This is a genomic window from Enterobacter sp. PI-10 (assembly GCF_027947695.1).
Taxonomy (GTDB): Bacteria; Pseudomonadota; Gammaproteobacteria; order Enterobacterales; family Enterobacteriaceae; genus Enterobacter; species Enterobacter vonholyi.
Genome location: NZ_JAJNOG010000001.1, coordinates 56,036 through 81,900, shown reverse-complemented (window position 1 = coordinate 81,900; position 25,865 = coordinate 56,036). Strand labels below are relative to the sequence as shown.

Genomic DNA, 25,865 nt, shown 5'->3' with positions numbered 1-25,865 from the left:
TTAGCAATGCAAGCGATGCGACAATTCGTTATCATGCCCGCTGATTTAACGACAAGGCCGTGGAAATTATCATGCTGTGGTTCAAAAATTTGATGGTTTACCGTCTCAGCCGCGACGTTTCGCTGCGTGCAGAAGAGATGGAAAAACAGTTAGCCGCTTATACCTTTTCCCCTTGCGGTAGCCAGGATATGGCAAAAACCGGTTGGGTTCCGCCAATGGGTTCACAAAGCGATGCACTGACCCACGCCAGCAGCACGGGTCAAATTATCGTCTGTGCCCGTAAAGAAGAGAAAATCCTGCCGACGCCGGTGGTTAAGCAGGCGCTCGAGGCGAAAATTTTTAAGCTGGAAGCCGAACAGGGCCGCAAGCTGAAAAAAACCGAAAAAGATTCGCTGAAGGACGAAGTACTGCACTCCCTGCTGCCGCGCGCCTTTAGCCGCTTCAGCCAGACCATGATGTGGATCGACACCGTCAACGGGCTGATCATGGTGGACTGCGCCAGCGCCAAGAAAGCAGAAGATACGCTGGCCCTGCTGCGCAAAAGCATCGGATCTTTACCGGTCGTTCCGCTGGCGCTGGAAACGCCGATCGAGCTGACGCTGACCGAATGGGTACGCAGCGGCGCTGCGGCCCAGGGCTTCCAGATCCTTGATGAAGCCGAGCTGAAAGCCCTGCTGGAAGATGGCGGCGTGATCCGCGCGAAGAAGCAGGATCTGGTCAGCGACGAGATCGCCGTACACATCGAAGCGGGTAAAGTGGTCACCAAGCTGGCGCTCGACTGGCAGCAGCGCATCCAGTTCGTGATGTGCGACGACGGCTCCGTGAAGCGTCTGAAGTTCTGCGACGAGCTGCGCGATCAGAACGAAGATATAGACAGGGAAGATTACGCCCAGCGTTTTGACGCGGATTTCATCCTGATGACCGGCGAGCTGGCCGCGTTGATTCAGAATCTGGTGGAAGGTCTCGGCGGCGAAGCGCAGCGATAACGGGCAAAACGTAGGCCGGGTAAGCGTTAGCGCCACCCGGCTAATTTTTTATTTCAGGTAGCGGCACAGATAAGAGGTGGGCTCAGCCACCTGCAAATGAAATTCGCTGTGGCCAGGGACGTTGAAAACTTGCCCGGCAGCGTAAACTTTCCATTCCGTTTCGCCCGGCAGCAGGACGTTCAGCGCACCGCTGACGACCGTCATTTCTTCCGCTTCCGCCGTGCCAAAGGTGTATTCCCCTTCCGCCATTACGCCAACGCTGGCGCGGCCAGTGCTGCTGCTGGTAAAACCAATGGATTTCACTTTACCGGAAAAGTATTCGTTACTCTGAAGCATGAACTGGCCCTTATATTTTTAAATAAAAATTCACTATAGGGGCCATGCTCATCACCTGTCACGCAAAATCATTACACGAGCAGTTCCGAGGCCAGGCGAGCCATCAGTACGTTGGATAACAGCACCGGGACATCCAGCGCTTTTTGCAGTAAATCACGATGATGCTGGTGGAAACCCAGGCAGTCCAGAATCAGGACATCGGCCCCTCTCTCCAGCAGTTCCTTCCCGGCAGCAATGAGTTTGGCCTCACTGTCCCAGAACGGATTGGCCAGTGCGTACAAGGGCACTTTTTCCAGCACGTGCCATTTTGCCTCCTGGTTATCCATGAGCTCCTCGATGGGGACAATCACCCCCACCTGATGGCCATCCACGATGGAGGCCACCAGCGGCGGAATGATCCGCATAGGTTCCAGCAAAATCGCATTGCGCGCCGTGAGCCCCTTAATGGGAGCCGTGCTCATCAGCAAAATAACGTCATAACCTTGATTATCGAGCACTTCTATCACGCCCTGCAGCGAGCGCTCGATTTTCTGGCGTGAAACGTGCGCCAGTTTACCGTCACTTAATAACGTCGCCAGGGGATCCTCCCCCGCCTCGACAGCGTAGTCCTCCATGACCTCTTCCCGACTCATCTTCCCCAGCAGGCTAAGATGCGTTATCTGTTGTTCAGATACATGCTCGGTTAAGAGCGGTAACACTTCGCTTACAGGGACCACACCAATGGTGAGGATCGCCAACGTTGCCTTCATCTTTATCGCCTTCCATTACTCCAACATCGTGCACACAGGTACAGGCTCACTACGCTGCACAGTTCGTTTTTTCAACAAAACAGCACCAAGCGTAGCAGGTGATCCCGACATCGAAATGTAAAGATCGCCTGCCGATACCAGAGTTACTTGTAATAACTAAATATTAACTCCTGCTTAACTTTCACGATGAGTAAAAAGTGTGATTCAGGCACGATCCTGGAGCGTTTAGGAAAACATTCAGGTTATGTCGGGATCTTCATAGCGCCGTTTCGCATCCAGCGCTTCCTGTTCAGTCTCGTGTTCACTGATCAGCGAGTCCGGCTTGGGGTGATCGGCACGCAGTTGATACCAGGTCACGGTATGACCCGTATGGCCTTTTTCAACGGTAACAATGCGCGCTTCACGCGGATAGGGAGGTCTGGTTGGCATAGCTCATCCTTTTTTTATGTCTGAGCTATAAGTATAGACGCCGCTTAGCTGGCACAAGCCAAACGCAGGGCGGTAATAATCTGAATCACAACGTCTTCAGGAGAGGCTGACGCATCCACCACGTGGTGAGCCGCTTCGCGGTATAACGCATCGCGTTCCGCCAGCACTTCACTCACCTCTTCGTTCAGCGGCCTGGAGGTCAGCGCAGGGCGTTGTCCCTCTTCCGGAAAGGCTTCCAGACGCCCAACCAGGGCCGACACCGGCGCGCTAAGGTAGATCACAATCCCCTTTTCGCGCATAAAGTGACGATTACACTCCGCCAGAACAATGCCACCCCCGGTCGCGATCATGGCTGACGGGGTGGTGACCGCTTTCAGCGCGGCCGTTTCGCGCGCGCGAAAGCTCTCCCATCCCTCTTGCTCAACAATCTCAGCGATGGTTTTTCCAGCCTCGGTTTGCAGCCAGTGGTCGGTATCCACAAACTGGCGATGACACACGCGTGCCAGCTCCAGGCCAACGGTGGTTTTCCCACAGCCGCGGGGGCCAACTAAAAAGATGGGTTGGGTCATAGCCAGGTGTTCCCCTTGATGCCGGATGGCTGAAGAGTGTAAAGAAATAATTGCAGAAGATGTTGCGATTACTTTACTGCAAAGCGGTACGGGATGACAACCCTGTGGAAGCCACACTGTACCACAAATTGACAATAATTATCATTACGCTGTGCGGCGCTTCACCTCCAGCAGCCATTTATCCAGTTCGGCAGCAAACTGCTGACGATCGCGCTGTGACAGGCTGTCCGGCCCCCCGGTCTGCACGCCGCTGGCCCGCATCGTATCCATAAAATCGCGCATGGTGAGCTTCTCGCGAATGGTCGACGGCGAGTATCGCTCTCCGCGCGGATTGAGCGCCGCGGCCCCTTTTTCCAGCACTTCGGCAGCCAGCGGAATATCCGCCGTGATCACCAGATCCTCCGCGCTGCACAGGCGGACAATTTCGTTATCCGCCACGTCGAACCCGGCCGGCACGCGCAAAGAGCGGATGAAGCGCGAAGGCGGTACGCGAATATTCTGGTTCGCCACCAGCGTCAGCGGCATCTGAACGCGCTCGGCGGCGCGAAATAAAATCTCTTTAATCACATTCGGACACGCGTCCGCATCAACCCAAATCGCCATATTGTCTCCCCATAATAACTCTGCCGGCTATTGTCGCCTGCATTTCGTTGTTAAGCTATCAATCAGAGAAAACAACGCATAATGACGGAGAATCGTGATGGACAAGAAAATCGGGTTTATCGGCTGCGGTAACATGGGCAAAGCCATCCTGGGCGGCCTGATCGCCAGCGGGCAGGTGCTGCCGGGTCAGATTTGGGTCTATACCCCGTCACCGGACAAGGTCGCCGCGTTGCGCGATCAATACGGGATCAACGCCGCCGAAAGCGCGCAGGAAGTGGCCCAGGTCGCCGATATCGTCTTTGGCGCCGTCAAGCCGAACATCATGATCAAAGTGCTGAGCGATATCACCTCCAGCCTGAATAAAGAGACGCTGGTCGTGTCGATTGCCGCGGGCGTCACCCTCGATCAGCTGGCGCGCGCGCTGGGTCACGATCGTAAAATCGTCCGAGCGATGCCCAATACCCCTTCGCTGGTCAACGCCGGCATGACCTCCGTCACGCCTAACGCGCTGGTGACCTCAGAAGAAGTGGCTGATGTACTGAACATTTTCCGCTGCTTCGGCGAAGCAGAAGTGATTGCCGAATCGATGATCCATCCGGTGGTCGGCGTCAGTGGATCAGCCCCTGCGTATGTCTTCATGTTTTTAGAAGCGATGGCCGATGCCGCCGTGCTTGGCGGAATGCCGCGCGCCCAGGCGTATAAGTTCGCCGCGCAGGCCGTCATGGGCTCCGCCAAAATGGTGCTGGAGACCGGTAAACACCCGGGTGAGCTGAAAGATATGGTCTGCTCCCCAGGCGGTACCACCATTGAAGCGGTGCGGGTGCTGGAGGAGCGCGGGTTCCGCTCGGCCGTCATTGAGGCAATGGCAAAATGCATGGAAAAATCAGAGAAGCTGAGTAAATCCTGATTTCTGACCGGGCGTCAGGCGGCCACTTCGGTGCGGCCGCGCCCGGCATTTTTCGCCCTGTACAGCGCCACGTCAGCCGCCTTCAGCCATTCCCGATAATGTCCAAACTGCGGCCCCCAGGGGGCAACGCCTACGCTGATGCGCAGCGCTTCTTTTGGTGCGCACGGTAACGTCAGTTTTTCCAGCCGCTCATGCAACCGCGACATCACCGCGATGGCGCTTTCCGCCGCGGTCTGCGACATAATCACCGCAAACTCATCCCCACCAAACCGGCCTATAGCATCACCTGACCGTACTGACCGCTGGAGCTGACGCGTAATGGCGATGATCGCCTCGTCGCCCACAGCGTGCCCCCAGGTGTCGTTGATGTTTTTAAAGTGGTCGATATCAATCAGCAAAATCGTGGCGGTGCAGTGGTCGCGGCGGCAATGCTCAAATTCATTTCGCAGCAGCATTTCCCAGTGGCGGCGATTAAAGACCCCGGTCATGCCGTCACGGGTGCTCATCATTTCCAGCCGCTGCTTGTGCTCTGCAAGCCTGACGGCGGTGCGGTGGCTGAGCCAGGCAAACAGCATGGGATAAAGCACCAGTACGGGCAGCGTTAGGCCCCACTCTACCGGGTCGGGCCTGAAAACAGCCACGCTCCCGACAAGCGGCAGCGTCACCAGAGCGGAGAGCAGAGTCAACAGGATCCCCGGGATAAACAGGCGACAGCCCCCAGAGCCCATCATATTCATACCTACCATCATCACCAGCGCTGCCGAGGGTAACGCGCTCATCCCCATCACGCCGATCCAGAGCCCGGCAATGATGGCATCGATCTTAAGATTGAACACTTCCTGCTGTTGAGGTGACGCGGCCCGGCAGGATAACTGCCAGGCGAAATGGGGCCAGACGAACGCCCACCCCACCAGTAAAAGCCACCAGCCTCCGGGTAAAAAATGGGTGACCAGCATTCCCGCAACCGGGAAAAACATCGCTGCCAGCCCCACGGCGCGCGCCAGCCGAACCCGCCGGGCAAACTGAATGCCGGCGCGGTGAGGGTCATCCTGAGAAAGGGTTAAATTCCACTCTTCCCGAATGCGCTTTTTGTTGTAATACGTTTCATCATTCATCATTTTTGGGAATATTCTGAAACATTTTCCCAAATTATAGAGAGGGGGTCTGCGGGGAAAGTATGAAATTTCGGGTGAGCCGCCGGTGCCGCTCACCCGTTCGAACTACACTTTTTTCTTCAGGCAGGCACTCATGAACTTGCTGCGGTCATCCCCTTTAAGGGACTGCTCGGTTGCCTTGGCATTACACTCGCGCATCTTTTGCTGCTGAGGCGTCAGGCTTTTTTCAGCCGGCTTCGAGGCGCCGTTTTTGAGGCAGTCGCTCATGTAGGTCTTACGAGCATCGCCCTTCAGACTCTGAGACGTCGCCTGTTGATTACAGGTGGTCATACGCTGCTGCTGCGGCGTTAACGTTTTCTCTTCCGCATTCGCCGATGCGACCAGGAACAGGCCGGAGAGCAGAGTAACCAGTAATGTTGTTTTCATTGCACCATCCTTTTGTGAACATTCCCTGTAAGTCTGGTTCGTGACAGGAAAAAAACCACCCGGCAGATGTGATTTCCGCCGGGATTTTATTATTTAAGGCCCAGCGCCGCCTTCATGGTGTAGAACAGATCCGTTTGATCGGTCAGGCCTACCACGTTGGCCGCGTGCGGGCCGTAGGCGGCAATACGCAGCTGGGTGCCCGTGTGCTCCATGGACTCTTCTTCAGAGTTACCGTAGCTCATCACCATGACGGCACCATCTTTGGTGTTCAGCGCCTGCGTCAGGCCAGGGGCTTTGGTATCTGGCGGAACGATCTGGCTGGCGTGCGCGTGGTCCGCGGTGACGATCACCAGGGTGTTACCGTCTTTTTTCGCGAACGCGAGCGCCTTCTGCACCGCTTCGTCCAGATCGACGGTTTCGCCAATCTGACCGCACGGATTCGCCGCATGATCCTGCTTATCGATCGACGCGCCTTCTACCTGCAGGAAGAACCCTTTTTCGCTCTTGCTCAGCAGAGAGATCGCTTTATCGGTCATCGCCGCCAGCGTCGGTACGCTGTCCGTGCGTTTCGGGTTTGGCGTACAGGTCACCGCAGGCTTATCGATATTGCCGTGATACGAGGCTTTTGGTCCTTCCCAGCGCACGGGCATGTTGCCGTCAGAGAACAGCCCCAGCAGCGGTTTATCCTGGTTCGCCTCGCTTATCGCCGCCAGAGCATTTGCGTCACTCACCAGCTGATAGCCGCGAGCCTGCGCCTGCTCGCGCAGCGTTTTGCCCTGCCACTCGCCCGCCGTCGCGGTTTCCGCGAAGGTTTTCGCGCCGCCGCCCAGCGTCACGTCAGGACGCGCGTTCAGCAGCTGTTCCGTAATCGAACCTTTGCCGCCTTTTTCCAGCGCATTTGTAGGGCATTTTTCGCTGGTCACTGACGGGCCGTAGCACTTACGCGAGGTCACGTGTGCCACCAGCGCCGCAGGCGTCGCATCCTGAAGTTCAGCGGTGGAGACGTTGCCGGTCGCCAGGCCCGCCGCTTTTGCCATCTCCAGAAGGGTTTGATGATCTTTTTCGTGAATATCCACGCCCAGCGCACCATTATAGGTTTTCACGCCGGTGGACCACGCCGTGGCAGAGGCCGCGGAGTCCGTTACGTAATCCGGTTTACCGGTTTTTTTATCCAGCGCGTAGTGGGTATATTGTCCGGTCAACGGTAATGCGTCGATACCTTTAAAAAAGCCGCCCGCACCCTCGGCATAATTTCGCGCCGCCGTGATTTCGGAATCCCCCATTCCATCGCCAATCAGCAGAATAATATTTTTCGCCGGCTTATAATTCAGCGAAGCGCGAATAGCAGCAGTTTGATCTTCTGATAAACGACGCGCGCCGCCAGGCTGGGTGATATCCCCTTTTGCCGCACGATTATCCAGCACGCTGGTTTGCGTCGTATCAGCATAAATGGCAGGGGTAATTAACAGGGGAAGTAATGCGATGAAAAGTGCGCTCTGTTTCAATTTATTTTCTCCATGTACAAATACATAAAAATAAAAACAGAGCGACTATAGGCATCCTGCATGACAATTCTATGACACGTCGTTACGTCCTGTGACGGTTTAGCTGCGCGGATGCCTTAACAGCTTCTTTACGTACTGGTGGAGCATCTCAGCATCCTCAACCGGTACCTGCGATTCAGGCCTGACGCTATCCAGCGCGCCTTCCACGCTCTCAATCAACGCCTGCTGATCGGTTTTCGCCATTTGTCGCAGCAGCGCGGTGACCACAATTTCAAGCGCTTCGACCTGAGCCACCAGCTCTTTTGACTCTTCTTCCTTTTGTGCCAGCTTGACCAGCAATTCAGCAATGAGGTTTTTCATCGTGCCAGTTCCTTTTCAGTTTTGTCTGAAGTTATCACTCTGAATCCCTATTGCAAAGAGAAGAAATTAATTATGGTATGCAAAAGTGATACAGGAACGGAAATAAAGAGGCAGCGCCGTGAGCGAAACGTTTTTCTATAAAAAGTAGCCGCATTTTGTTATATAAAAATGCGGCTACCATAAGAATATATAATACATCTGTGAAATCGTTACTTCGCCGATTTGGCCTCCGCCATTTGTCTGCGGCGTCGCAGCGCAATAGCCAGCTGGATAATATTGATTAAAACGACAATCGCTGTCGCCGCAAATACCCAACGAAAACCGGCCATCGCAGAAACGGATGCGCCAATAAGCGGGCCGGCAACATTCCCCAGATACATAAACGATTGGTTATATCCAAAAATACGCCCCGTCACCTGGTCGCTGGAATATTTGACCAGCAGGGTCTGTACCGCAGGCAACATGGCGCCATCAGCAAAGCCGAGCAGAAATCGCAATATGCCAAGCTGAAGCGGAGAGGTGACAAACGACATCGCGAAGAAGAGCACCACCGCAAAGATCAGCGTCGCCATCAGGATGCGCGCCGTGCCGATCCTGTCACCCAGTTTTCCCAGACGCGGCGCGGAAATCAGGGCGGATACGCCCGGCACGGCGGCAATCATGCCGCTCAGAAAAGCGATATTTGTGCTCTCCGGCTCCATCGACTTGATAAACAGCGCCAGAATCGGACCGACCGAACCGTTACAAAGCTGGATAACCATAGTGGTCACAAACAGGCTGATCATTAGTCCCGGATAGGGCAGCGAGGCGAAGACGGCCTTGCCGCTCAGGCGTTCAGATTTACTGATAACCGGGCGGCCCCCCTCTTTGATAAGAAAGAGCGTGACCAGAAAACTGACCACCAGCAGGATCGCGGTGATGATAAATACGGCGCGCAGCCCGACGTGGTCCGCCAGAAAGCCGCCCAGCAGCGGACCGCCGATGACGCCGCTGATCTGTGCCGTGGAGAGCGTACTCAACGCCCAGCCGCTACGCTCGCGCGGCACCTGAGAGGCGACCAGCGCCATGGCGTTTGGAATATACCCGGACGTCAACCCCATCACCGCCCGCAGGAAGAACAGCTGCCAGACGTTGGTGGCGAAGGCCTGCAGCAGAATGGCGATCGCCATCCCGAGCGAAGCGCGTAGAAGCATCAGCTTACGGCCTTTCCGATCCGCCAGGCTGCCCCACATCGGTGACACAATGGCGGAAACCAGAAACGTGACGCTGAACGTCAGACCGGACCACATGGAAAGTGCTTCATGCGAGGTCACCCCCAGCTGCGACACGTACAGAGGCAGGAACGGCAAAATCTGGCTGATGGCCAGTCCGGTAAAGAAGCAGCCGAACCAAACCGAGATGAGATTAACTTTCCAGGATTCCATAAAGAAATAGTCTTCATTTTTAGGCGAATTCGCCGACAGATTAGCAAGTTACGCGTATTAACGTCGCACCAGAGATGCGGCCCGACTGACTTTGGTGTTTTATCTCCCCAGTCATCATATTTGTGAAATAAGTCACAATTCATCCATTTTCTGGCGGAATATTATGCTTCAACGGCAGAGGCCAAAACCGCGCATTCCCAGATGAAAATGGTTGGCATGCGCCGCGTTATACTCCGGCCCCAGTCCGTTTCCGTAGTACCCACAGCTCGCCGCCAGCATGGCCTTCAGCCAGGGCTGCGTGGTGGCCGCCTTCCAGCCGTTCAGCACCGTGACGCGTTCACCGTTCGCCAGACGAAAAGCAGCGATATCCAGCGCCTCCGCCGTGGCATGTTCACTGCGGCGCGCGTCAGGGCGATGATAAATATTGCGGCAGGCAAAGCTGCCGAGGTGGTCGATACGCGCCAGGTCACTGCCCGTATAACGTTTTGTCAGCGGCCGGGCCTGCTGGCTGATAAAGAGGGCTGAGCTGAGCGCCAGCGGGCAGCTGGCAAGAAAACTGCTGTTCAGCCCGACCGGGCCGAAGTCACTCACGCGCACGACGTTATTAAGCGGACACGCGCCGCCGCTGTCAGCCACCGGCCGGGTGCGGATGAGATCGCGTTGATTAGCCTGTGCGAGCAGGCTCGCGCACGCCTCGGGGGTTAAACGCCGAAGCTTATACTGGGTGATTCGACCCGGCGGGTCGTCAAGCGTCAGCGGCATGAAAGGGTTGTAGTAAGGCGGCAACCAGCGGTAACCCACCGTTGCAATGGCCAAAATGATAAATACGGTCAGCAGCGTTTTTCCTTTCACACTCCCCCCTCAACATTCCCCAAAACATTATGGCAGAAGGCCGCGAAACCCGCCGGGCATCGTGGTATGTTATTGGCTTTTCGTCATACTGGAAGAGAGTGAGATGGCTAAGCAGCGCGTAGGTATTGTCTTTGGGGGAAAATCAGCGGAACACGAAGTGTCATTGCAATCGGCCAAAAATATCGTTGATGCGATCGATAAAAGCCGTTTCGACGTGGTGCTGCTGGGCATTAATAAACAGGGCCAGTGGCACGTTAACGATGCCAGCCAGTATCTGCTGAATGCCCACGATCCGGCACATATCGCCCTGAATCCTTCAGAAATTAGCGTCGCCACCGTACCCGGCGTCGTAAAAGGGCAGCTCATCGACGCCGGCAATGCGCAGGCTCTCGCCCAGATCGACGTCGTCTTCCCGATTGTTCACGGCACCCTGGGCGAAGATGGTTCCCTGCAGGGAATGCTGCGCATGGCCAACCTGCCGTTCGTCGGCTCGGACGTCCTCGGCTCAGCCGCGTGCATGGACAAAGACGTCACCAAACGCCTGCTGCGCGATGCCGGGCTGAATATTGCGCCGTTCGTGACGCTCACCCGCGCCAACCGCGACAAACACAGCTTCATGCAAATCAGCGCAGAGCTGGGTCTGCCGCTGTTTGTGAAGCCTGCAAACCAGGGCTCCTCCGTGGGCGTCAGCAAAGTGACCAGCGAAGCTGAGTTCACGCAAGCCGTCCGCCTGGCGTTTGAGTTCGACCATAAAGTGGTGGTTGAGCAGGGCATCAAAGGTCGTGAAATTGAGTGCGCCGTGCTGGGCAACGATTTTCCCCAGGCGAGCACCTGCGGTGAAGTGGTCTTAAACAGCGACTTCTACTCGTACGACACCAAATACATTGATGATAAAGGCGCACAGGTTGTCGTGCCTGCGGATCTCGATCCGGCGGTTAACGATAAGATCCGGGCGATCGCCATTCGCGCTTATCAGACGCTCGGCTGCTGCGGCATGGCGCGCGTGGATGTGTTCCTGACGGCGGAAAACGAGGTGGTGATCAATGAAATTAACACGCTGCCGGGGTTCACTAACATCAGCATGTATCCGAAGCTGTGGCAGGCGAGCGGCCTGAGCTACCCGGAATTGATCACCCGCCTGATCGAGCTGGCGCTGGAGCGTCACGCCGCCGACAGCGCGCTTAAAAATTCCGTAAACGGTTAATCGGCGCTCTTCGCCGACTCAGCCTCATCCGCTGTCGTCTCTTCAGGGCGACGGCGGATAATCAACCCCGCCAGCCAGAAACTAATGACCCAGGTCACCAGCCCTACGGCATACGTTTGCCAGCCTTTTGCTTCAAACCCCAACAGGCCCACAACACCGTTAAGAATAAAGATCAGCCCGATAGCGAAGGCGTAGTAGTGCCAGTCACGGCGTAGTTTGGACGTGAGCTTCATAACAACTCCGGCAGGAAAAAAAGACATCCTCTCACAGTTTTACGGCCAGGTCTGTGGCAGATACGGAAATTCTGAAACGCGACGCAATTTCACTTAAGTTAATAAATTGTGACGTGCTGCAGAAATCAACAATCCAGGAGGATTCCGGCGCGTAAATTACCACGATTCTGATATTGACAAATGCGATGACCTGTCAAACTCACCCTGTACGAAGCGTATTAACAGAGCGATTTATCCGGAGGTCATCATGGCTGACTTTACATTGTCGAAACCGATTTTTGGCGGAAAACCAAAAACCTCTACGGCGGGTAATATCGCGTATGCCCTGTTTGTCCTGTTTTGCTTCTGGGCCGGCTCACAGCTGCTCAATATGCTGGTCCATGCGCCTGGCGTTTATGAACACCTGATGCAGGTGCAGGATAACGGACGCCCGCGAGTTGAGATTGGCTTTGGCGTCAGCACCCTGTTCGGCCTGATCCCCTTCCTCGCGGGATGTATGATTCTGGGCGTTGTGGCATTAGTGCTGCGCTTTCGCCGTCGCCGTTAAAGCCCCATACAGCGAGCCCGACGATCGTCCACGCGTTTTGCGAACCACGCGGTGGTCAGGTTACGCGTGATCTTCGGGCTTTCCAGCTGAATGCCCGGCAGGATAGCCCTCGGTAACGTTTTCCCGCTTTTCTGCTCTGCGAGCGCAAACACCTTCTTGTACAGATCCGTTTTCTCAAAGGCCAGACTATCGCCTTTCTCAAGCTGACGGCGAATGTCGCTGTTGCTCAGACCCAGCGTTGTAGAAAGTTTCCGTACGGCCAGCTCGGTGCTCCCCGCCTCGCTGCTGCCGTAAGCGATGAGATCGCCGTCCAGCGCGAGCTTGACGCCGCTTGCGCGGCTGACCGCACTCTGGAATGCCGCATTACGGCTGGCATACCAGCCGGCGTTAAAGTCGGCAAAGCGGTACAGCGGCTCATCGTAGTTCGCCGTGTAGTTCAACAGGTGATACGTGCCGAACCACAGTCCGCCGCGCAGGGAGAAGACCTCCTGGCGCACCGTCCCGTCGATTTTCCACGGATAGCCGTCGGTGTGCTTCTCCGCGAACGCGATGCTCACCTGCATCGGACCACCGGTGTGGACCGGGTTCAGTGAACCAAACAGCTTCTGCCCCATTGGGACCATGCTGATGAAATCATCAAAGATGGCGCTAAGCTGTTTTTCGGTTTTCACCGTATCCAGCCGTTCGCTGTAGCTTTTGCCGTTCGGCGAGGTGATTTTAAGCGCGGTATGCACGAGGAACACCGGGATATGCATGGACTCCGCGCGGCGGTCGATCTCTTTCCAGGCGATTTTGTTCAGACCCGGCACAGCCGGATCTGACTGGTACATTGACTCCTGCTGCGCCACCGCCAGCACCGAACAGATGTTCTCCTCGGTCGGCGCGATCTTTTGGCTTTCAAAGGTTTTTGCCAGCGCGTCTGCCCACGCATTGCGATCCTTTACGCTGGCGGGCATTTTCTGCCGCACAACGCTCGCCACATCAACGGGCTTCTCGCCCTTTTTGAGCGGAGCAGCCCCCTTTTCGGCACAGCCTGCCAGTACAAAAGCGGCCAGAATGGTCAACGGTAACGCGCGCGGTACGGCAAAAGACATAGCAACTTCCTGTATTAGCTAAATGTGTTGGTGACTTCCTGCAGGTCACGATCGTCCAGCTCGCGTTCAAAGCTGCGCAGACGTTTGTAGATGGACATCAGTTCTACCAGCGTGGTCCAGGAGCTGATCAGGTACTGGAACGACCCGCGAACCTGACCGAAAACGTTGGTGATCTGCGTCATCAGACCGAGCGTAATCGTACCCGCAACAATGGACGGAAACAGCAGGAACAAACCGAAAACGTTATCCACCTGCAGATACAAAATACGCGCGATGTTGAAATACATATAGTGGAAGTAGAGACGGAAATAGTTGCGACGCACGGCGCCAAACAGCTCGCGGACGGTCGGCGGCGAGGCGCGGTTGGCATCGTCTTCGCCATAAACCAGCTCTTTACGGTATGCGGCTTCGACGCGTTGATTTTTAAACTCCAGCCCCGGCAGTTTGATCCCCACCACCGCCAGCAGGCCCGTCCCCATCAGCGACCAGACGATCGCGGCAATCACCAGACCATACGGAATATGGCCGACAATCGGCAAATCCGGTACATGCGCCGAGAGCGTTACCAGCACCGGCAGGAAGGCAATCAGCGTCATAATAGCGTTGATAAAGCTGACGCCCATGTCTTCAAGCGTGGAGGCAAAACGCATGGTGTCTTCCTGCACACGCTGTGCGGCACCTTCGATATGGCGCAGGTGCTGCCAGTGCGCCATATAATGTTCGTTCATCGCGGTACGCCAGCGGAAAACGTAGTGGCTGACGAAGAAGTTGTTCATCACGCCGATGATAACCGCAATCAGGGCGATGCCAAGGAAGACGCCAACTTCATGGTAGAACTGATTGATGGTCACCTTATGCGGCGAGCTCAGCGCGGTCTGGATCAGATCGTAGAACGGCGCATACCAGGCGTTAACCGCCACGCCCACTTCCACCAGAAACCAGGTGACGAAGATAATCAGCGATGTGCCGAGGATCGACCAGTACTGCCAGCGGTGCGGAGAATAGACAAACCAAAAAAGGGCAAACAGCCCTACGCACACCGTGTAGTAGGCATAAAACAGCAGGTAGCTGAGCGACCAGAAGCGCGCCGCGCTAATCGGTACCTCGCCTGTCGCTCCCGTGATGCGCGTCAGCCATGCGCCCCCTCCCGCCTGCCAGAAAATGACAGCGATCAGTGCCCAAATAAATGCCGACAGGAAAAAAGGCCCCGGCTTTGGGAAAAAAGACTTAAACATAATGCTTCCTTCTTGTTGTTATGGCTGTTGCTGTGCACAACATGTTACCAAACGAAATACCTGCCCAAGCCAGCCTCCCGGCTCAGGCAAAAAGGTCAGACCCGAGGGTTGATTATTAGTTCGCTTTCCAGTTTTCGAGAATTGTTTCGGTGCGTTTCACTGCGAGAGGGTTCGCTGGCGCAATGAAGTTACGCCAGACGTCGTTGTGATGGTTAATCAGGATCTGTGCTTCAGCAGCCGGGCGGTTGGATGTGGTATGGGCATCTTCCGCAACTGTGATGTGATAACCCCGGCTAACGCCGTTCTTGATCGTCGCATCAACGCAGTAATCGGTGGCGCAGCCGCAGATGACAAACTCGCGAATGCCCTGGTCACGAAGCAGCGTCTCAAGCCCGGTGTTGTAGAAGGCATCACAGGCCGTTTTGGTCACGTAAAGCGCGTCAGCCGGCTGATGGAGTTCAGGCAGTAGCGCAAACCCTTCACTTCCCTCTTCCAGCCCCCCGGCCTCGGTGTGCTGAATAAAAATCACCTTGTCGGCAGCCTGCGTAAGCTGGTTGATCAGAGAAACACACTTTTCGCGCTGATGACGAGGGGTTTCAAATACCCCGTTCTGCATATCGACAACCATAACCACACGCTTCTCAGACATACCGTTCTCCGTAAGATTGAGTGACACTGGTGCCTATCATAAGCCCGATGTCACAAAATGGGAGATGGCTCGTAAGTAAATTGTTCATATTTACCCATGGTTACGTTTTTCTCGCTATCGTTATGCAATTCGGGGCATTGCGCGGTACCGTTTAGTAGTATAAATACCCATAACTTTCCTATTTCACTTCATGGATGCTTTTCGTTGAAACGTTGTCTGCTCTCTTTTGCCGCGCTGTGTGCGGTGAGCTTTTCTACCGCCCAGGCAGCCCAACCGCTGACGGCTCCCGTTTTAGCTTCAGATATTGCCGATCGCTACGCGAACCTTATCTATTACGGCAGCGGCGCGACCGGAATGGCGATGGTCGTCATCGACGGAAACCAGCGCGTGTTCCGCAGCTTTGGCGAAACGCGCCCGGGAAATAACATTCATCCGCAGCTGGATTCCGTTATCCGCATCGCGTCCTTAACCAAGCTGATGACCAGCGAAATGCTGGTGAAACTGCTCGACCAGGGCGTGGTGAAGCTCGACGACCCGCTCAGCAAATACGCGCCTCCAGGCGCCCGGGTTCCAACCTATCAGGGTACGCCGATTCGGCTTGTGAACCTTGCCACCCACACCAGCGCCCTGCCGCGTGAGCAGCCGGGCGGGGCGGCGCACCGTGACGTATTTGTCTGGCCAACGCGCGACCAGCGCTGGAGCTATCTGAGTACCGCCACGCTGAAGGCGGCTCCGGGTTCGCAGGCCTCTTATTCAAACCTGGCCTTTGACCTGCTGGCGGACGCTCTTTCAACGGCGGCTGGCAAACCTTATACGCAGCTGTTTGAAGAGCAGATAACCCGTCCGCTGGGCATGAAAGACACCACCTTTACCCCGTCCCCGGATCAATGCCGTCGCCTGATGGTGGCGGAGAAAGGCGCAAGCCCCTGTAATAACACGCTCGCGGCCGTGGGCAGCGGCGGGGTCTATTCCACGCCTGGCGACATGATGCGCTGGATGCAGCAGTTCCTTTCCTCGGATTTCTACGCTCGCAGCAGCCAGGCCGATCGTATGCAAACCCTGATTTATCAGCGTACCCAGCTGCACCGCGTCATCGGGATGGACGTGCCGGGTAAAGCCGATGCGCTCGGCATGGGCTGGGTCTATATGGCGCCAAAAAATGGCCGTCCGGGAATTATTCAGAAAACCGGCGGCGGTGGTGGGTTCATCACCTATATGGCCATGATCCCGCAGTCAAACGTGGGCGCATTTGTGGTGGTCACCCGCTCCCCGCATACGCGTTTCGTCAATATGAGTGACGGGATTAATAACCTGGTGGCTGAGCTGAGCGCCAATAAGGCCCAGGTTATTACCGCGTTCAACTGATATTAATATTCCGTGGGCAAGCGGTTGATGCTGACCAGCTTGCCCCGGCTCATATTGATATAGTTTCCCTGTCGCAGGGCGGCCAGAACCTCGGCAACAACAGAACGTGAAATACGTGTGCTTTGCTGAATATGATTCATCACACCGATTTTTGAACGCAGCGTTTCATCCCACTCGGCCATATTTAACAGCATCGCGCGGATCTGGTGATAGGAGTTATTGCCAACCAGCTGCATATCGCGTTTTTCAAGAATGTAATTTATCCACGATAACCAGCAGAAGGCCTCTTTCCAGAGTGAATTCTGTTGAATGAGTTGACGGGTGGTTTCCGTAGACAAATAAAAACCGGTACAGGCCGTTTTTGCCATCACCCTATATTCCTGAGAGTGATGAATCATCACCGTCGACAGACCGAAAATAAAAGGAGCAGTCGCAATTCCAACCAGCAGCTCATCAGAGGAACGGTAGACCTCAATAACACCGGTTTGTAATACGATCGTACGAGGCTCATTCCATTCATCTGACGTTATTAATTGTTGGGGCGTACATGTAAAAGGAGTACTGGCCGATATTAAACACTGTTCGAGCCGGCGTAATTCAGAAAGCGGTTTCGCATTAACGTTCATGCAGACCTTAAAACATCCGTATTTGTCGGTTCAATATTATTTTTATTGCTTTTGGAAAAAGTGGGGAGGTCATCCCTCCCCCGCTTTTATGCATTACCAGTTATATTTCACGCCAAGGTTTGCGCCCCAGTTCTGGTCAACGTCACCGCCGCCCAGATAAGTGGCATCAGTGTAAGCACTGAAGTTCTTCGTGAAGCTGAACTGGGTGCCCAGCCCAACACGAACAGCTGAACCTTTCACGCCGTTATCAATGCCGTCGCCGTTAATATCGGCATTGTTATCGGCGTCGTCATAGACATAGGCCAGTTTGAAGTAAGGGGTCAGAGCCTGATCGCCGCCGTAGTTGAAGGTGTAACCCGTATCAACACCGAGTTCATAACGCAGGCTGTCGTAAGATTGCCCATCCATGCGCATGTCATTGCTCAGACGATAATCATCACCAGACTGGAACAGGCCAGATACGGCTGCATATGGCGTAACGTAGCCAGAGAGGTTTGGTTTCCAGTCATAGCCCAGCTTCAGCCCAAAACCAACAGCGTCGCTGGTGGTATTACCGTCAACATACTGGCCGTTGCTCATGTTAGCGGAAAGATCGCTGTTGAAGCGGGTGTAGCTCAGGGAGCTGTCAAGGAACAGGTCGTTCATAAACTTCGCTGACGCGTAGATCATCGCCGTCTGGCTGTCCTGATCGACCTGACCGGTACGATCGCTGATATCACCCTTCGCGAAACCTGCCGCACCACCGACGATCCACTTCGCGTTATTACCGTCAATCTGGGTATCCAGACCCACCATAATACCGCTCACGTCCTGATCGTAGCTGATAACGCCACTGTCACCGTCGAAGTTGCCGCCGAAGTAGCTCACCCACGCTCCGCCGTTATCCGCCAGGCCGTGACGGCTGTTTGTCAGACGCGAGCCTACGGTATCCTGCTGCAGATTCCAGATATTGGTATTGGCAGAAGGAATGCTCAGCGCCATATTCGCGTAGTCGGTCAGCGCTTTCTGCTGGAGGACAACGGAGTCAACCTGCTGCTGCGCCTGGTAAGTGTAAGCACCTAAATCGGCTCTGTTTGCGGCAGTGAAGCTGGCTGTGGTATCCGCGTTATTGTCATAAACGCGAATAATCTCTTTGTTTTTGTAATCAGCAACGGAACCTGCTCCGGTCGCGCCGTCAATACGGACCTGGTAGTTGCCTGCAACATCACCGTTCACCGCCAGATGGCCGTCAGAGTTAATGGCCACAACGCCGTAGTCATAATCGGCGCTGCGCTTATCGTTGGTGATATAGCGAGCGTTGTTCAGATCGCTGTTCAGCACGTAATCACGGCTGGCAACGTTTAACACACCGCCATCGGTCAGTACCATATTGTGCGTATCAACCTGGCCCAGCCCCAGCGCCAGTTCTGCACCGTTATCCACGGTGATAGTGTTGGCATAAAGATCGGCCGTTTCTTCCGTCAGTGCCGCACGGCTATAGCTGTCCAGATACAGATGGTCGGTGGCTACGTCGCCGCTGTCGCCGATATTCAATGAGGAAGCATTGGTCAGAGTGATGGTATCCGCCAGCAGGCCAGAGCTTTCAACATTGACCTGAGAATGGTTGTTTACCGTCAGCGTGTCGATGTTAGACATCTTACGGGTATCCCACTCGGAGCCGTTATCCAGCGCGATGTTAAACAGACCGCTCTGATACACCGCTTCGCCCGCAACGTGTCCGTTGCTGTCATAGGTGGAATCCGGCCAAATGCTGTTAGGAGACAGAGTGCTCCAGTCTACGTTGCTGTAGCCCTGGCCATACATCTGCGCCGTGCCAATAGCCTCGACGCTGGACTGCGCTGCACCGACCCATTTGCTGCCGTTGGTGAGAGTAACATCCAGCTTATCGGTGCCATCCCAGCCGTTGGTAGTAGGGTTAGAGATGCCGTCTGCGGTGGTATCGGTTGCCGGATCGCCGTTCGGGAAGAAGTTGTTGTCGAAGGTGCTGGAGAACAGAATATCGCCAGTAACGGTGGAGTGATCGAACGTGGCGGTGGTCTGCATCGCGTTATCAGACGCGCTGGCGGCCACAATCAGCGCCGCATCATCTGCCGCTGTCGCGCTGGTTTCACCGTAGTCGCTCGGCTTCGCGCTTTGACCGTAGAATCCGCTGGTCCCTAAATCGCTGTACGCACCGGAAGTCAGTACCGAATCTTTCACAACTAGCGTGTCGGTAAAGACTTTGCTGCTGTTGGCTACGCCTTCAACTCCGTCGTATGGGGTATTATCCAGTTCCTGATACCCCTGTGTGAGCGTAATCCCCGCAACGTGGGAGTTATTCTGGATCACAATATCCGATTCAACATCCAGGGTAATCGCGTTACCGAGAGCATAGGTGTCCAGATAATGCGTTTCTGTGCTCTGACCATTTACGACGTCATAAGCGTAATGCTCATAGGTATCGTTGATCGTAGAGTTATCCACGGTCAGGCTAAAACGATCGTACTGAGAATGGGTCGTGCCGTCGGTATCTATACCATCAGCACACGAGGCGGTCATACATTCAGAAGTGATCATGCCATGAATGGTGCTGTTGGAAATGCTCAACGCATTTGCCCGACCATTGATACCATCATCAAGATAATACGTTGAAATAACGCCATTCACGGTGGCTTTATTAATCACAGGATAAATATCACCATCGTGGATGGCATCTGAGTAATCCCAGTCGGCATAACCATAATACCAGGGGTTGGACGCTGTATTATCGTATCCGAAGGTATTATATGTCGTACCAGAAATATCCTTCGCATTGGCCTGAGAAGCGATAGCCAGGGTGCAGGCTAATGCAAGTTGAGATACAACCAGTTTCTTTTTCCATGTTTGCATTGGGTCATCCCTCCTCAGGGACGTAAGCAAGTTTGTCCATCAATGAATTTGCAATATTTAATTGCGGAGGGAATTATGCAGTTTCACTTCGAAAAGGTTCAATGAATGTTTCCATTAAGTCCGTATTCAGACAAAAAACACATCCAGACCACAAAGCATAAGGCGTCATAAAATAAATATTATAAAAACAGAATGTTAATGCACGGCCAAATCAATCGAAAAAACACCATAAAAATAATAAATCATTTTTGATTATGCATTCATTACCATATAGAAATAACACGAATATCTCATTCTTATTTCAGAGTTATAGTGACCTGCATTATATATTATTGGTAACAGGCAAACTCACCTGCCGCATTTTGCAAAAGCAAAATGCCCACTTTAGTAAAACACCCGTCGCCACTTTGAGGTACACTAGCCTTCTTTGTTCCACAAACATCAGGCATACCATGACCGATTTAATTGCACGTCCCCGCCGCCTGCGCAAGTCACCTGCACTGCGCGCTATGTTTGAAGAGACAACCCTGACCTTAAACGATCTGGTGTTGCCGATTTTTGTCGAAGAAGAGATCGATGACTACAAAGCCATCGAAGCCATGCCGGGCGTAATGCGCATTCCGGAGAAATATCTGGCGCGTGAGATCGAACGTATCGCCAACGCGGGTATCCGCTCGGTGATGACCTTCGGCATCTCCCACCATACTGACGCGACCGGCAGCGACGCGTGGAAAGAAGATGGCCTCGTCGCCCGCATGTCCCGCATCTGCAAAGAGACCGTGCCGGAAATGGTGGTGATGTCCGACACCTGCTTCTGTGAATATACCTCTCACGGCCACTGCGGCGTGCTGTGCGATCACGGCGTGGATAACGATGCTACCCTGCTAAACCTCGGCAAGCAGGCGGTCGTCGCGGCCGCTGCGGGTGCGGACTTCATCGCGCCATCTGCCGCAATGGACGGACAGGTTCAGGCGATTCGTCAGGCCCTGGACGCGGCCGGTTTCACCGACACCGCCATCATGTCTTACTCCACCAAATTTGCCTCCTCCTTCTACGGCCCGTTCCGCGAAGCGGCGGGAACGGCGCTGAAAGGCGATCGTAAAACCTATCAGATGAACCCGCTGAACCGTCGGGAAGCGATTCGTGAATCCCTGCTCGATGAAGCCCAGGGCGCAGACTGCCTGATGGTGAAACCGGCTGGCGCGTATCTCGATATCCTGCGCGACATCCGCGAGCGCACCGACCTGCCGCTGGGCGCTTACCAGGTCAGCGGTGAGTACGCGATGATCAAATTCGCCGCGCTGGCGGGTGCAATTGACGAAGAGAAAGTGGTCCTGGAAAGCCTCGGCGCTATCAAACGCGCGGGCGCGGATCTGATCTTCAGCTACTTCGCGCTGGATCTGGCCGAGAAAAAAATTCTGCGTTAATCCGCTTTAGCGCCGGGTGGCGGCTTCGCCTGGCCCGGCCTGTTCTCTGCGCTAATCTTCACCAAACTGCAATACAACCGACATCTGCTCCTTCTACTGTCTTCGCAAGACGGCAGGAGGAGTAACCATGTTTAGCCTCGATAGCGTTCTCGACGATCTTTGGCCTCAGGCGAGGCCCGCCCCCTGGCAAAAAAGTCTGTTAAAAAGACTGTTCTACGAAGACGAATTTCAGCAATTTGCCGCAGCCCACCGCCACCTGAAAGGACTGGATATGGTGGAGCAGGTTCTGGAGCACCTTGATATTCTCTGCACCGTTTCCGCCCGCGATCTCGAACAAATCCCCGAACATGGCCCGCTGGTCATCATTGCCAACCACCCGACGGGTACGCTGGACGGCCTGGCGCTGATGTACGCCGTCTCCCGCGTGCGGCGCGATGTTAAAGTCGTGACCAACCGGATGCTGGCCCACCTTGAGCCTCTCAGCTCGCTGTTTATTCCGGTGGACAATATGGGCGGCAGGACGGCGAAATCGTCCCTGGTGCAGATGGAACAGCATCTGCAAAACGCGGGCGTGCTGATCTTCTTCCCGGCCGGAGAAGTTTCCCGCCCTACGCTCAAGGGCATTCGCGATAAGAAATGGCACTCCGGCTTTATCAAACTCGCCGGCAAGCTGCGCGCCCCGCTGCTGCCGGTGCATATTCAGGCGCATAACAGCCTGCTCTTTTATGCCAGCACGCTGGTCTCTCCGACGCTGTCGATGCTGCTGCTGATGCAGCAGATGTTCCGCCGCCGCCACAGCCAGCTGCCGATCAAAATCGGCCAGCAGATTACGTGGCATCACTGGCACAGCGCTAACCTTTCGTCGCGTGAGATGGCCGAGCAGTGCCGTCAGCACGTGATGCGTCTTGGCAAGGGATTGCCCGGGGTCTTTAAAACCCAGTGCGCGATTGCCCGTCCGGAAGACCGGGCCACACTGAAACGCGCGCTGGCGCAGGCCGAGAACCTGGGAAAAACCAGCGACGGTAAAACCATCTATCTTTGGCAGCGAAACGGCCAGGAAGACGCCCCGCTGCTGCGCGAGCTGGGCCGCCTGCGCGAGATTGCCTTTCGCGCGGTGGAGGAAGGGAGCGGCAAACGCCGGGACACCGACAGCTACGACGATGATTATCTGCACCTGATCCTGTGGGATGAGGACGATCTGGAGATTGTCGGGGCGTATCGCTTTATGCCGACGGCCATGCAGATCGAAAAACGCGGCGTTGAGGGGCTGTACAGCTATAGTCTGTTCCACTACGACGACAAAATGCAGGACGTGCTGGAGCACGGCATTGAGCTGGGGCGCAGCTTTATCCAGCCACGCTACTGGGGACGCCGCGGCCTGGACTATTTATGGTCCGGCATTGGTGCCTATCTGGCGCGTTATCCGCACTACCGCTATCTGTTTGGCCCGGTCTCCATTTCCGGCGGCTTACCGCCTGCCGCGCGGGATCTGCTGGTGGCATTTTATCGCCTGTGGTTCCCGGCGACGCATCCGCTCGCCGCCTCGCGCCAGCCGTATCCCGCATCGCTGCCGGACGTGCTCGCGCAGTTTGGCGGCGTGGATTACGTGGACGATCTGACAAAGCTGAAATCCCTGCTCGGCAATCTTGGGTGCGGCATTCCGCCGCTCTACAAGCAATATTCCGAGCTGTGCGAGCCCGGCGGCGTGCAGTTTATTGATTTTGGCAGCGACCCGGCGTTCAACAACTGTATTGACGGGCTGGTGCTGGTGGATTTGTGTTATCTGAAGGCGAACCGCTATCAGCGGTATATTGAGGCGCATTTAATACCCTCACCCCAGCCCTCTCCCTAAAAGGGAGAGGGTGAAAATCGCACCGGGCAGTCCCCTCGCCCCTTTGGGGAGAGGGTAAGGGGATCAAGGCGCCCGGTAAAACGGCTTATCGCCCAAAATCGTCGCCCGCTGCATAATCCGGCGTTGCGGCAAATAGTCCGCATTGGCGTAGTGCTGCGTCACGCGGTTATCCCAGATCGCCAGGTCATTCTCCTGCCAGCGCCAGCGTACCTGGAACTCCGGTTTGGTGATATGCGCGAACAGGAAACCTAACAGCGCCTCGCTCTCTTTCTCGGACACATCCACAATGCGCGTCGTGAATCCTTCGTTCACAAACAGCGCCTGCTTGCCCGTGACCGGATGGGTCCGCACCACCGGGTGCAGCAGCGGAGGATGTTTCGCAACCGCCTCCTGCCAGCGCTGATGCTCCTCTTCACTCTTGCGGTACTTGTACTCCTGGAACGATTTTTTGAAGTCGTGCTCCGCCCGCAGCCCGCTCAGCAGCGTCCGGAACGGCACTGACAGCGCCTCATACGCCGCAATCCCGCTGGCCCACAGCGTATCGCCCCCCGTATCCGGCAGCAGCTTCGCCGCCAGTATCGCCCCCGCAGGCGGCGTCTCGATAAAGGTTACGTCGGTATGCCAGTTGTCGTTGTCCGGCGGATTATCGTTGTGGGTGTCGAGGACGATAATCTCCTCCACCCCTTCCGCATGCGGATAGACGGGGTGAATATGCAGATCGCCAAAGCGCAGGGCCAGCGCGCGCTGCTGCTGCGGAGTGATCGCCTGCTCGCGCAGGAATACCACCTGATGACGCAGCACCGCGTGGTATAGCTGCTCGAACTGGTTATCACTCAGCGGACGGGTCACATCCAGGCCCGATACCTGTGCGCCAATGTACGGCCCCAGCGGGGTAATGGTCAGACGTTCACTCATTGTATTTCTCCATGCCAGGGCGTCAGACGGCGCTGTAACGCGCGCAGCCCCAGTTCTAATCCGAAGGCGATCGCGGCGATCACCGCGATCCCAGCCAGCACCACGTCAGTCGCCAGGAACTCCCCCGCCGACTGCACCATAAAGCCAAGGCCGCGCGTGGCCGCAATAAGCTCTGCGGCTACCAGCGTAGACCAGCCCACGCCAAGGCCGATGCGCAGCCCGGTTAAAATCTCCGGCAGTGCGCCCGGTAAAATCACGAACAGCAGCACCTGCGTGCGGCTGGCTCCCAGCGACTGCGCCGCGCGGATCCGCACCTGCTGGGCGCTCTTCACGCCCGCCAGCGCCGACATGGCCACCGGGGCGAAAATCGCCAGATAAATCAGCAGGATTTTTGACGTTTCACCGATGCCGAACCAGATCACCATCAGCGGCAGATAGGCAAGCGGCGGGACCGGGCGGTAAAGCTCAATCAGCGGGTCGAGGATGCCTCGCACCGTCGAGCTCAGCCCCATCGCAATCCCCACGGGAATGCCGATAATCACCGCCGCCAGCAGCGCCACCAGAATGCGCGCCAGGCTGGCACCTAAGTGCTGCCAGAGCGTGGCATCCATAAAGCCCTGCGGCCCGGCGATGGTAATGAGTTTGGCCAGCACCTGTCCCGGCGGCGGCAGAAACAGCGGGCTGACCCACTGCAGGGCAGCAACTGCCCACCACACCGCCAGCAGCATCAGCAGCGTACCGACGCTCAACGTGATTTGACGTGAGAAAGGCCAGCGCAGCGCCAGACGCGTGCGGCGCGTTTTTTCACTGAAGACGATGCTCATGAGAAAGCCTCCCGCTGTTCAAACACGCGGCTTAAAACGTACTCACGCTGTTCGATAAACAGCGGATCGGATTTGATGCTGCGCACGGGTTCCCCGGCGACGTAGCGGCGGGCGAAATCCAGCGGCAAACGCTCCAGCACGCGGCCCGGCCCCGGCGAGAGCAGCACCAGCTCCGTCGCCATAAACACCGCCTCTTCGATATCGTGGGTAATCAACAGCACCTGCTTGCCCGTCTCATGCCACAGGCGCAGCAGCAGGGTTTGCATCTGCTCGCGGGTGAAGGCGTCGAGCGCCCCGAACGGCTCGTCCAGCAGCAACAGCTGCGGATTCGCCGCCAGCGCGCGGGCAATACCTACGCGCTGCCGCTGGCCGCCGGAAAGCTGCCAGATGAAGCGTTTTTCCGCCCCTTCCAGCCCCACTTTTTTCAGCATCGCCCGCGCCGTTTCCAGCCGCTGTTCACGATTGATGCCCGCAAGCTGTAGCCCAAACGCCACGTTTTCCTGCACGTTGCGCCACGGGAGCAGGCCTTCATTCTGGAAGACCACGCCGCGCTCGGCGCCGGGGCCTTCCACCTTTTTGCCTTCCAGCTGAATGGTGCCATGCTGATAAGGGACAAACCCGGCGATCAGATTGAGCAGCGTGGTTTTTCCGCACCCGGACGGACCCAGCACCACCAGCAGTTCACCGCTGTCCAGCGTCAGGTTGATATCCTCCAGCGCGGGTTTACCACCGTAATCAGCAGACAGATTTGTAATATTCAGCATG

Annotated in this window: 27 protein-coding genes; 7 read left to right on the top strand and 20 right to left on the bottom strand. The window is 55.8% G+C overall.

Features of this window, described 5'->3' with window-relative positions; all coding sequences use genetic code 11:
• Positions 1 to 71: 71 nt before the first annotated feature.
• Positions 72 to 986 (top strand): recombination-associated protein RdgC, encoded by a 915-nt coding sequence (gene rdgC / locus LRM19_RS00400; protein ID WP_023310540.1) that lies wholly within the window; start codon positions 72 to 74, stop codon positions 984 to 986.
• A 48-nt stretch (positions 987 to 1,034) separates the two neighbouring features.
• Here the strand turns inward: rdgC and ppnP are convergent, their stop codons facing one another.
• From ppnP to LRM19_RS00375, 5 genes are all read right to left on the bottom strand, one after another.
• Positions 1,035 to 1,322 carry a pyrimidine/purine nucleoside phosphorylase gene (gene ppnP, locus LRM19_RS00395; RefSeq protein WP_008503270.1) on the bottom strand — a complete coding sequence of 96 codons (288 nt, stop codon included), beginning with the start codon at positions 1,320 to 1,322 and terminating at the stop codon, positions 1,035 to 1,037.
• 71 nt (positions 1,323 to 1,393) lie between these two features.
• A complete protein-coding gene (locus tag LRM19_RS00390) occupies positions 1,394 to 2,071 on the bottom strand; it encodes an AroM family protein (RefSeq protein ID WP_032661586.1) in 678 nt (225 codons plus the stop codon).
• 237 nt (positions 2,072 to 2,308) lie between these two features.
• Positions 2,309 to 2,500 (bottom strand): protein YaiA, encoded by a 192-nt coding sequence (yaiA, locus tag LRM19_RS00385; protein WP_023334675.1) that lies wholly within the window; start codon positions 2,498 to 2,500, stop codon positions 2,309 to 2,311.
• A gap of 44 nt (positions 2,501 to 2,544) precedes the next feature.
• A complete protein-coding gene (gene aroL, locus LRM19_RS00380; RefSeq protein ID WP_271366860.1) occupies positions 2,545 to 3,069 on the bottom strand; it encodes a shikimate kinase AroL in 525 nt (174 codons plus the stop codon).
• Positions 3,070 to 3,213: 144 nt separating this feature from the next.
• Positions 3,214 to 3,672, bottom strand: a complete 459-nt coding sequence (locus LRM19_RS00375; protein WP_010428006.1) for a YaiI/YqxD family protein — start codon at positions 3,670 to 3,672, stop codon at positions 3,214 to 3,216.
• 97 nt (positions 3,673 to 3,769) lie between these two features.
• On the opposite strand from LRM19_RS00375, the gene proC reads away from it, so the two are divergent.
• Positions 3,770 to 4,579 carry a pyrroline-5-carboxylate reductase gene (proC, locus tag LRM19_RS00370; protein ID WP_111963440.1) on the top strand — a complete coding sequence of 270 codons (810 nt, stop codon included), beginning with the start codon at positions 3,770 to 3,772 and terminating at the stop codon, positions 4,577 to 4,579.
• A 14-nt stretch (positions 4,580 to 4,593) separates the two neighbouring features.
• On the opposite strand, the gene adrA is transcribed toward proC, so the two are convergent.
• From adrA to LRM19_RS00340, 6 genes are all read right to left on the bottom strand, one after another.
• Entirely contained in the window at positions 4,594 to 5,697 is a 1,104-nt protein-coding gene (gene adrA, locus LRM19_RS00365) for a diguanylate cyclase AdrA (RefSeq protein ID WP_111963441.1), read from the bottom strand.
• 102 nt (positions 5,698 to 5,799) lie between these two features.
• Entirely contained in the window at positions 5,800 to 6,120 is a 321-nt protein-coding gene (gene psiF / locus LRM19_RS00360; protein ID WP_008503278.1) for a phosphate starvation-inducible protein PsiF, read from the bottom strand.
• An 89-nt stretch (positions 6,121 to 6,209) separates the two neighbouring features.
• On the bottom strand, positions 6,210 to 7,625 hold the full coding sequence (gene phoA, locus LRM19_RS00355; protein ID WP_271366857.1) for an alkaline phosphatase: 1,416 nt from the start codon (positions 7,623 to 7,625) through the stop codon (positions 6,210 to 6,212).
• Between the two features lie 99 nt (positions 7,626 to 7,724).
• Positions 7,725 to 7,985 (bottom strand): anti-adapter protein IraP, encoded by a 261-nt coding sequence (iraP, locus tag LRM19_RS00350; RefSeq protein WP_024906786.1) that lies wholly within the window; start codon positions 7,983 to 7,985, stop codon positions 7,725 to 7,727.
• Positions 7,986 to 8,194: 209 nt separating this feature from the next.
• A complete protein-coding gene (locus LRM19_RS00345; RefSeq protein ID WP_115874325.1) occupies positions 8,195 to 9,409 on the bottom strand; it encodes a multidrug efflux MFS transporter in 1,215 nt (404 codons plus the stop codon).
• 168 nt (positions 9,410 to 9,577) lie between these two features.
• Positions 9,578 to 10,261 carry an extensin-like domain-containing protein gene (locus LRM19_RS00340; RefSeq protein WP_271366855.1) on the bottom strand — a complete coding sequence of 228 codons (684 nt, stop codon included), beginning with the start codon at positions 10,259 to 10,261 and terminating at the stop codon, positions 9,578 to 9,580.
• A 103-nt stretch (positions 10,262 to 10,364) separates the two neighbouring features.
• Between LRM19_RS00340 and ddlA the strand changes: the two genes are divergently transcribed.
• Positions 10,365 to 11,465 carry a D-alanine--D-alanine ligase gene (gene ddlA / locus LRM19_RS00335; protein ID WP_271366854.1) on the top strand — a complete coding sequence of 367 codons (1,101 nt, stop codon included), beginning with the start codon at positions 10,365 to 10,367 and terminating at the stop codon, positions 11,463 to 11,465.
• Here the strand turns inward: ddlA and LRM19_RS00330 are convergent.
• Entirely contained in the window at positions 11,462 to 11,698 is a 237-nt protein-coding gene (locus LRM19_RS00330; RefSeq protein ID WP_032646131.1) for a DUF2754 domain-containing protein, read from the bottom strand. The genes ddlA and LRM19_RS00330 overlap by 4 nt on opposite strands.
• A 247-nt stretch (positions 11,699 to 11,945) precedes the next feature.
• Here LRM19_RS00330 and LRM19_RS00325 point away from each other — a divergent pair, with 247 nt between their 5' ends.
• A complete protein-coding gene (locus tag LRM19_RS00325; RefSeq protein WP_008503287.1) occupies positions 11,946 to 12,245 on the top strand; it encodes a DUF2755 family protein in 300 nt (99 codons plus the stop codon).
• On the opposite strand, the gene LRM19_RS00320 is transcribed toward LRM19_RS00325, so the two are convergent.
• The 3 genes from LRM19_RS00320 to LRM19_RS00310 all read right to left on the bottom strand — a co-directional run bounded on the left by LRM19_RS00320 (position 12,242) and on the right by LRM19_RS00310 (position 15,223).
• A complete protein-coding gene (locus tag LRM19_RS00320; protein ID WP_271366852.1) occupies positions 12,242 to 13,339 on the bottom strand; it encodes a DUF1615 domain-containing protein in 1,098 nt (365 codons plus the stop codon). The genes LRM19_RS00325 and LRM19_RS00320 overlap by 4 nt on opposite strands.
• Before the next feature lie 14 nt (positions 13,340 to 13,353).
• Complete coding sequence (gene sbmA / locus LRM19_RS00315; protein WP_104949290.1) at positions 13,354 to 14,574, bottom strand: peptide antibiotic transporter SbmA; 1,221 nt, start codon at positions 14,572 to 14,574, stop codon at positions 13,354 to 13,356.
• 115 nt (positions 14,575 to 14,689) lie between these two features.
• Positions 14,690 to 15,223 (bottom strand): isochorismatase family protein, encoded by a 534-nt coding sequence (locus LRM19_RS00310; protein ID WP_115874321.1) that lies wholly within the window; start codon positions 15,221 to 15,223, stop codon positions 14,690 to 14,692.
• Between the two features lie 204 nt (positions 15,224 to 15,427).
• Between LRM19_RS00310 and ampH the strand changes: the two genes are divergently transcribed.
• Positions 15,428 to 16,588, top strand: a complete 1,161-nt coding sequence (gene ampH, locus LRM19_RS00305) for a D-alanyl-D-alanine-carboxypeptidase/endopeptidase AmpH (protein ID WP_271366850.1) — start codon at positions 15,428 to 15,430, stop codon at positions 16,586 to 16,588.
• A 2-nt stretch (positions 16,589 to 16,590) separates the two neighbouring features.
• Here the strand turns inward: ampH and LRM19_RS00300 are convergent, their stop codons facing one another.
• Positions 16,591 to 17,214, bottom strand: a complete 624-nt coding sequence (locus LRM19_RS00300; protein ID WP_127729731.1) for a helix-turn-helix domain-containing protein — start codon at positions 17,212 to 17,214, stop codon at positions 16,591 to 16,593.
• A 93-nt stretch (positions 17,215 to 17,307) separates the two neighbouring features.
• A complete protein-coding gene (locus tag LRM19_RS00295) occupies positions 17,308 to 20,082 on the bottom strand; it encodes an autotransporter outer membrane beta-barrel domain-containing protein (RefSeq protein WP_271366849.1) in 2,775 nt (924 codons plus the stop codon).
• Positions 20,083 to 20,534: 452 nt separating this feature from the next.
• Between LRM19_RS00295 and hemB the strand changes: the two genes are divergently transcribed.
• Both hemB and LRM19_RS00285 read left to right on the top strand, forming a co-directional pair.
• Positions 20,535 to 21,509, top strand: coding sequence for a porphobilinogen synthase (hemB, locus tag LRM19_RS00290; RefSeq protein WP_248172652.1), 975 nt, complete (start codon positions 20,535 to 20,537; stop codon positions 21,507 to 21,509).
• Between the two features lie 127 nt (positions 21,510 to 21,636).
• Entirely contained in the window at positions 21,637 to 23,361 is a 1,725-nt protein-coding gene (locus LRM19_RS00285; protein WP_271366848.1) for a lysophospholipid acyltransferase family protein, read from the top strand.
• 63 nt (positions 23,362 to 23,424) lie between these two features.
• Here LRM19_RS00285 and tauD read toward each other — a convergent pair whose 3' ends face one another.
• The 3 genes from tauD to tauB are packed head-to-tail and all read right to left on the bottom strand — an operon-like array spanning position 23,425 to position 25,864.
• Positions 23,425 to 24,276 (bottom strand): taurine dioxygenase, encoded by an 852-nt coding sequence (gene tauD / locus LRM19_RS00280; RefSeq protein WP_111963457.1) that lies wholly within the window; start codon positions 24,274 to 24,276, stop codon positions 23,425 to 23,427.
• The gene (gene tauC, locus LRM19_RS00275; RefSeq protein ID WP_271366847.1) at positions 24,273 to 25,100 is read right to left on the bottom strand and encodes a taurine ABC transporter permease TauC; all 828 of its coding nucleotides are present in this window, start codon (positions 25,098 to 25,100) and stop codon (positions 24,273 to 24,275) included. The genes tauD and tauC overlap by 4 nt, the downstream gene beginning before the upstream one ends.
• Positions 25,097 to 25,864 carry a taurine ABC transporter ATP-binding subunit gene (gene tauB / locus LRM19_RS00270; protein ID WP_111963460.1) on the bottom strand — a complete coding sequence of 256 codons (768 nt, stop codon included), beginning with the start codon at positions 25,862 to 25,864 and terminating at the stop codon, positions 25,097 to 25,099. The genes tauC and tauB overlap by 4 nt, the downstream gene beginning before the upstream one ends.
• Position 25,865 lies beyond the last annotated feature (1 nt).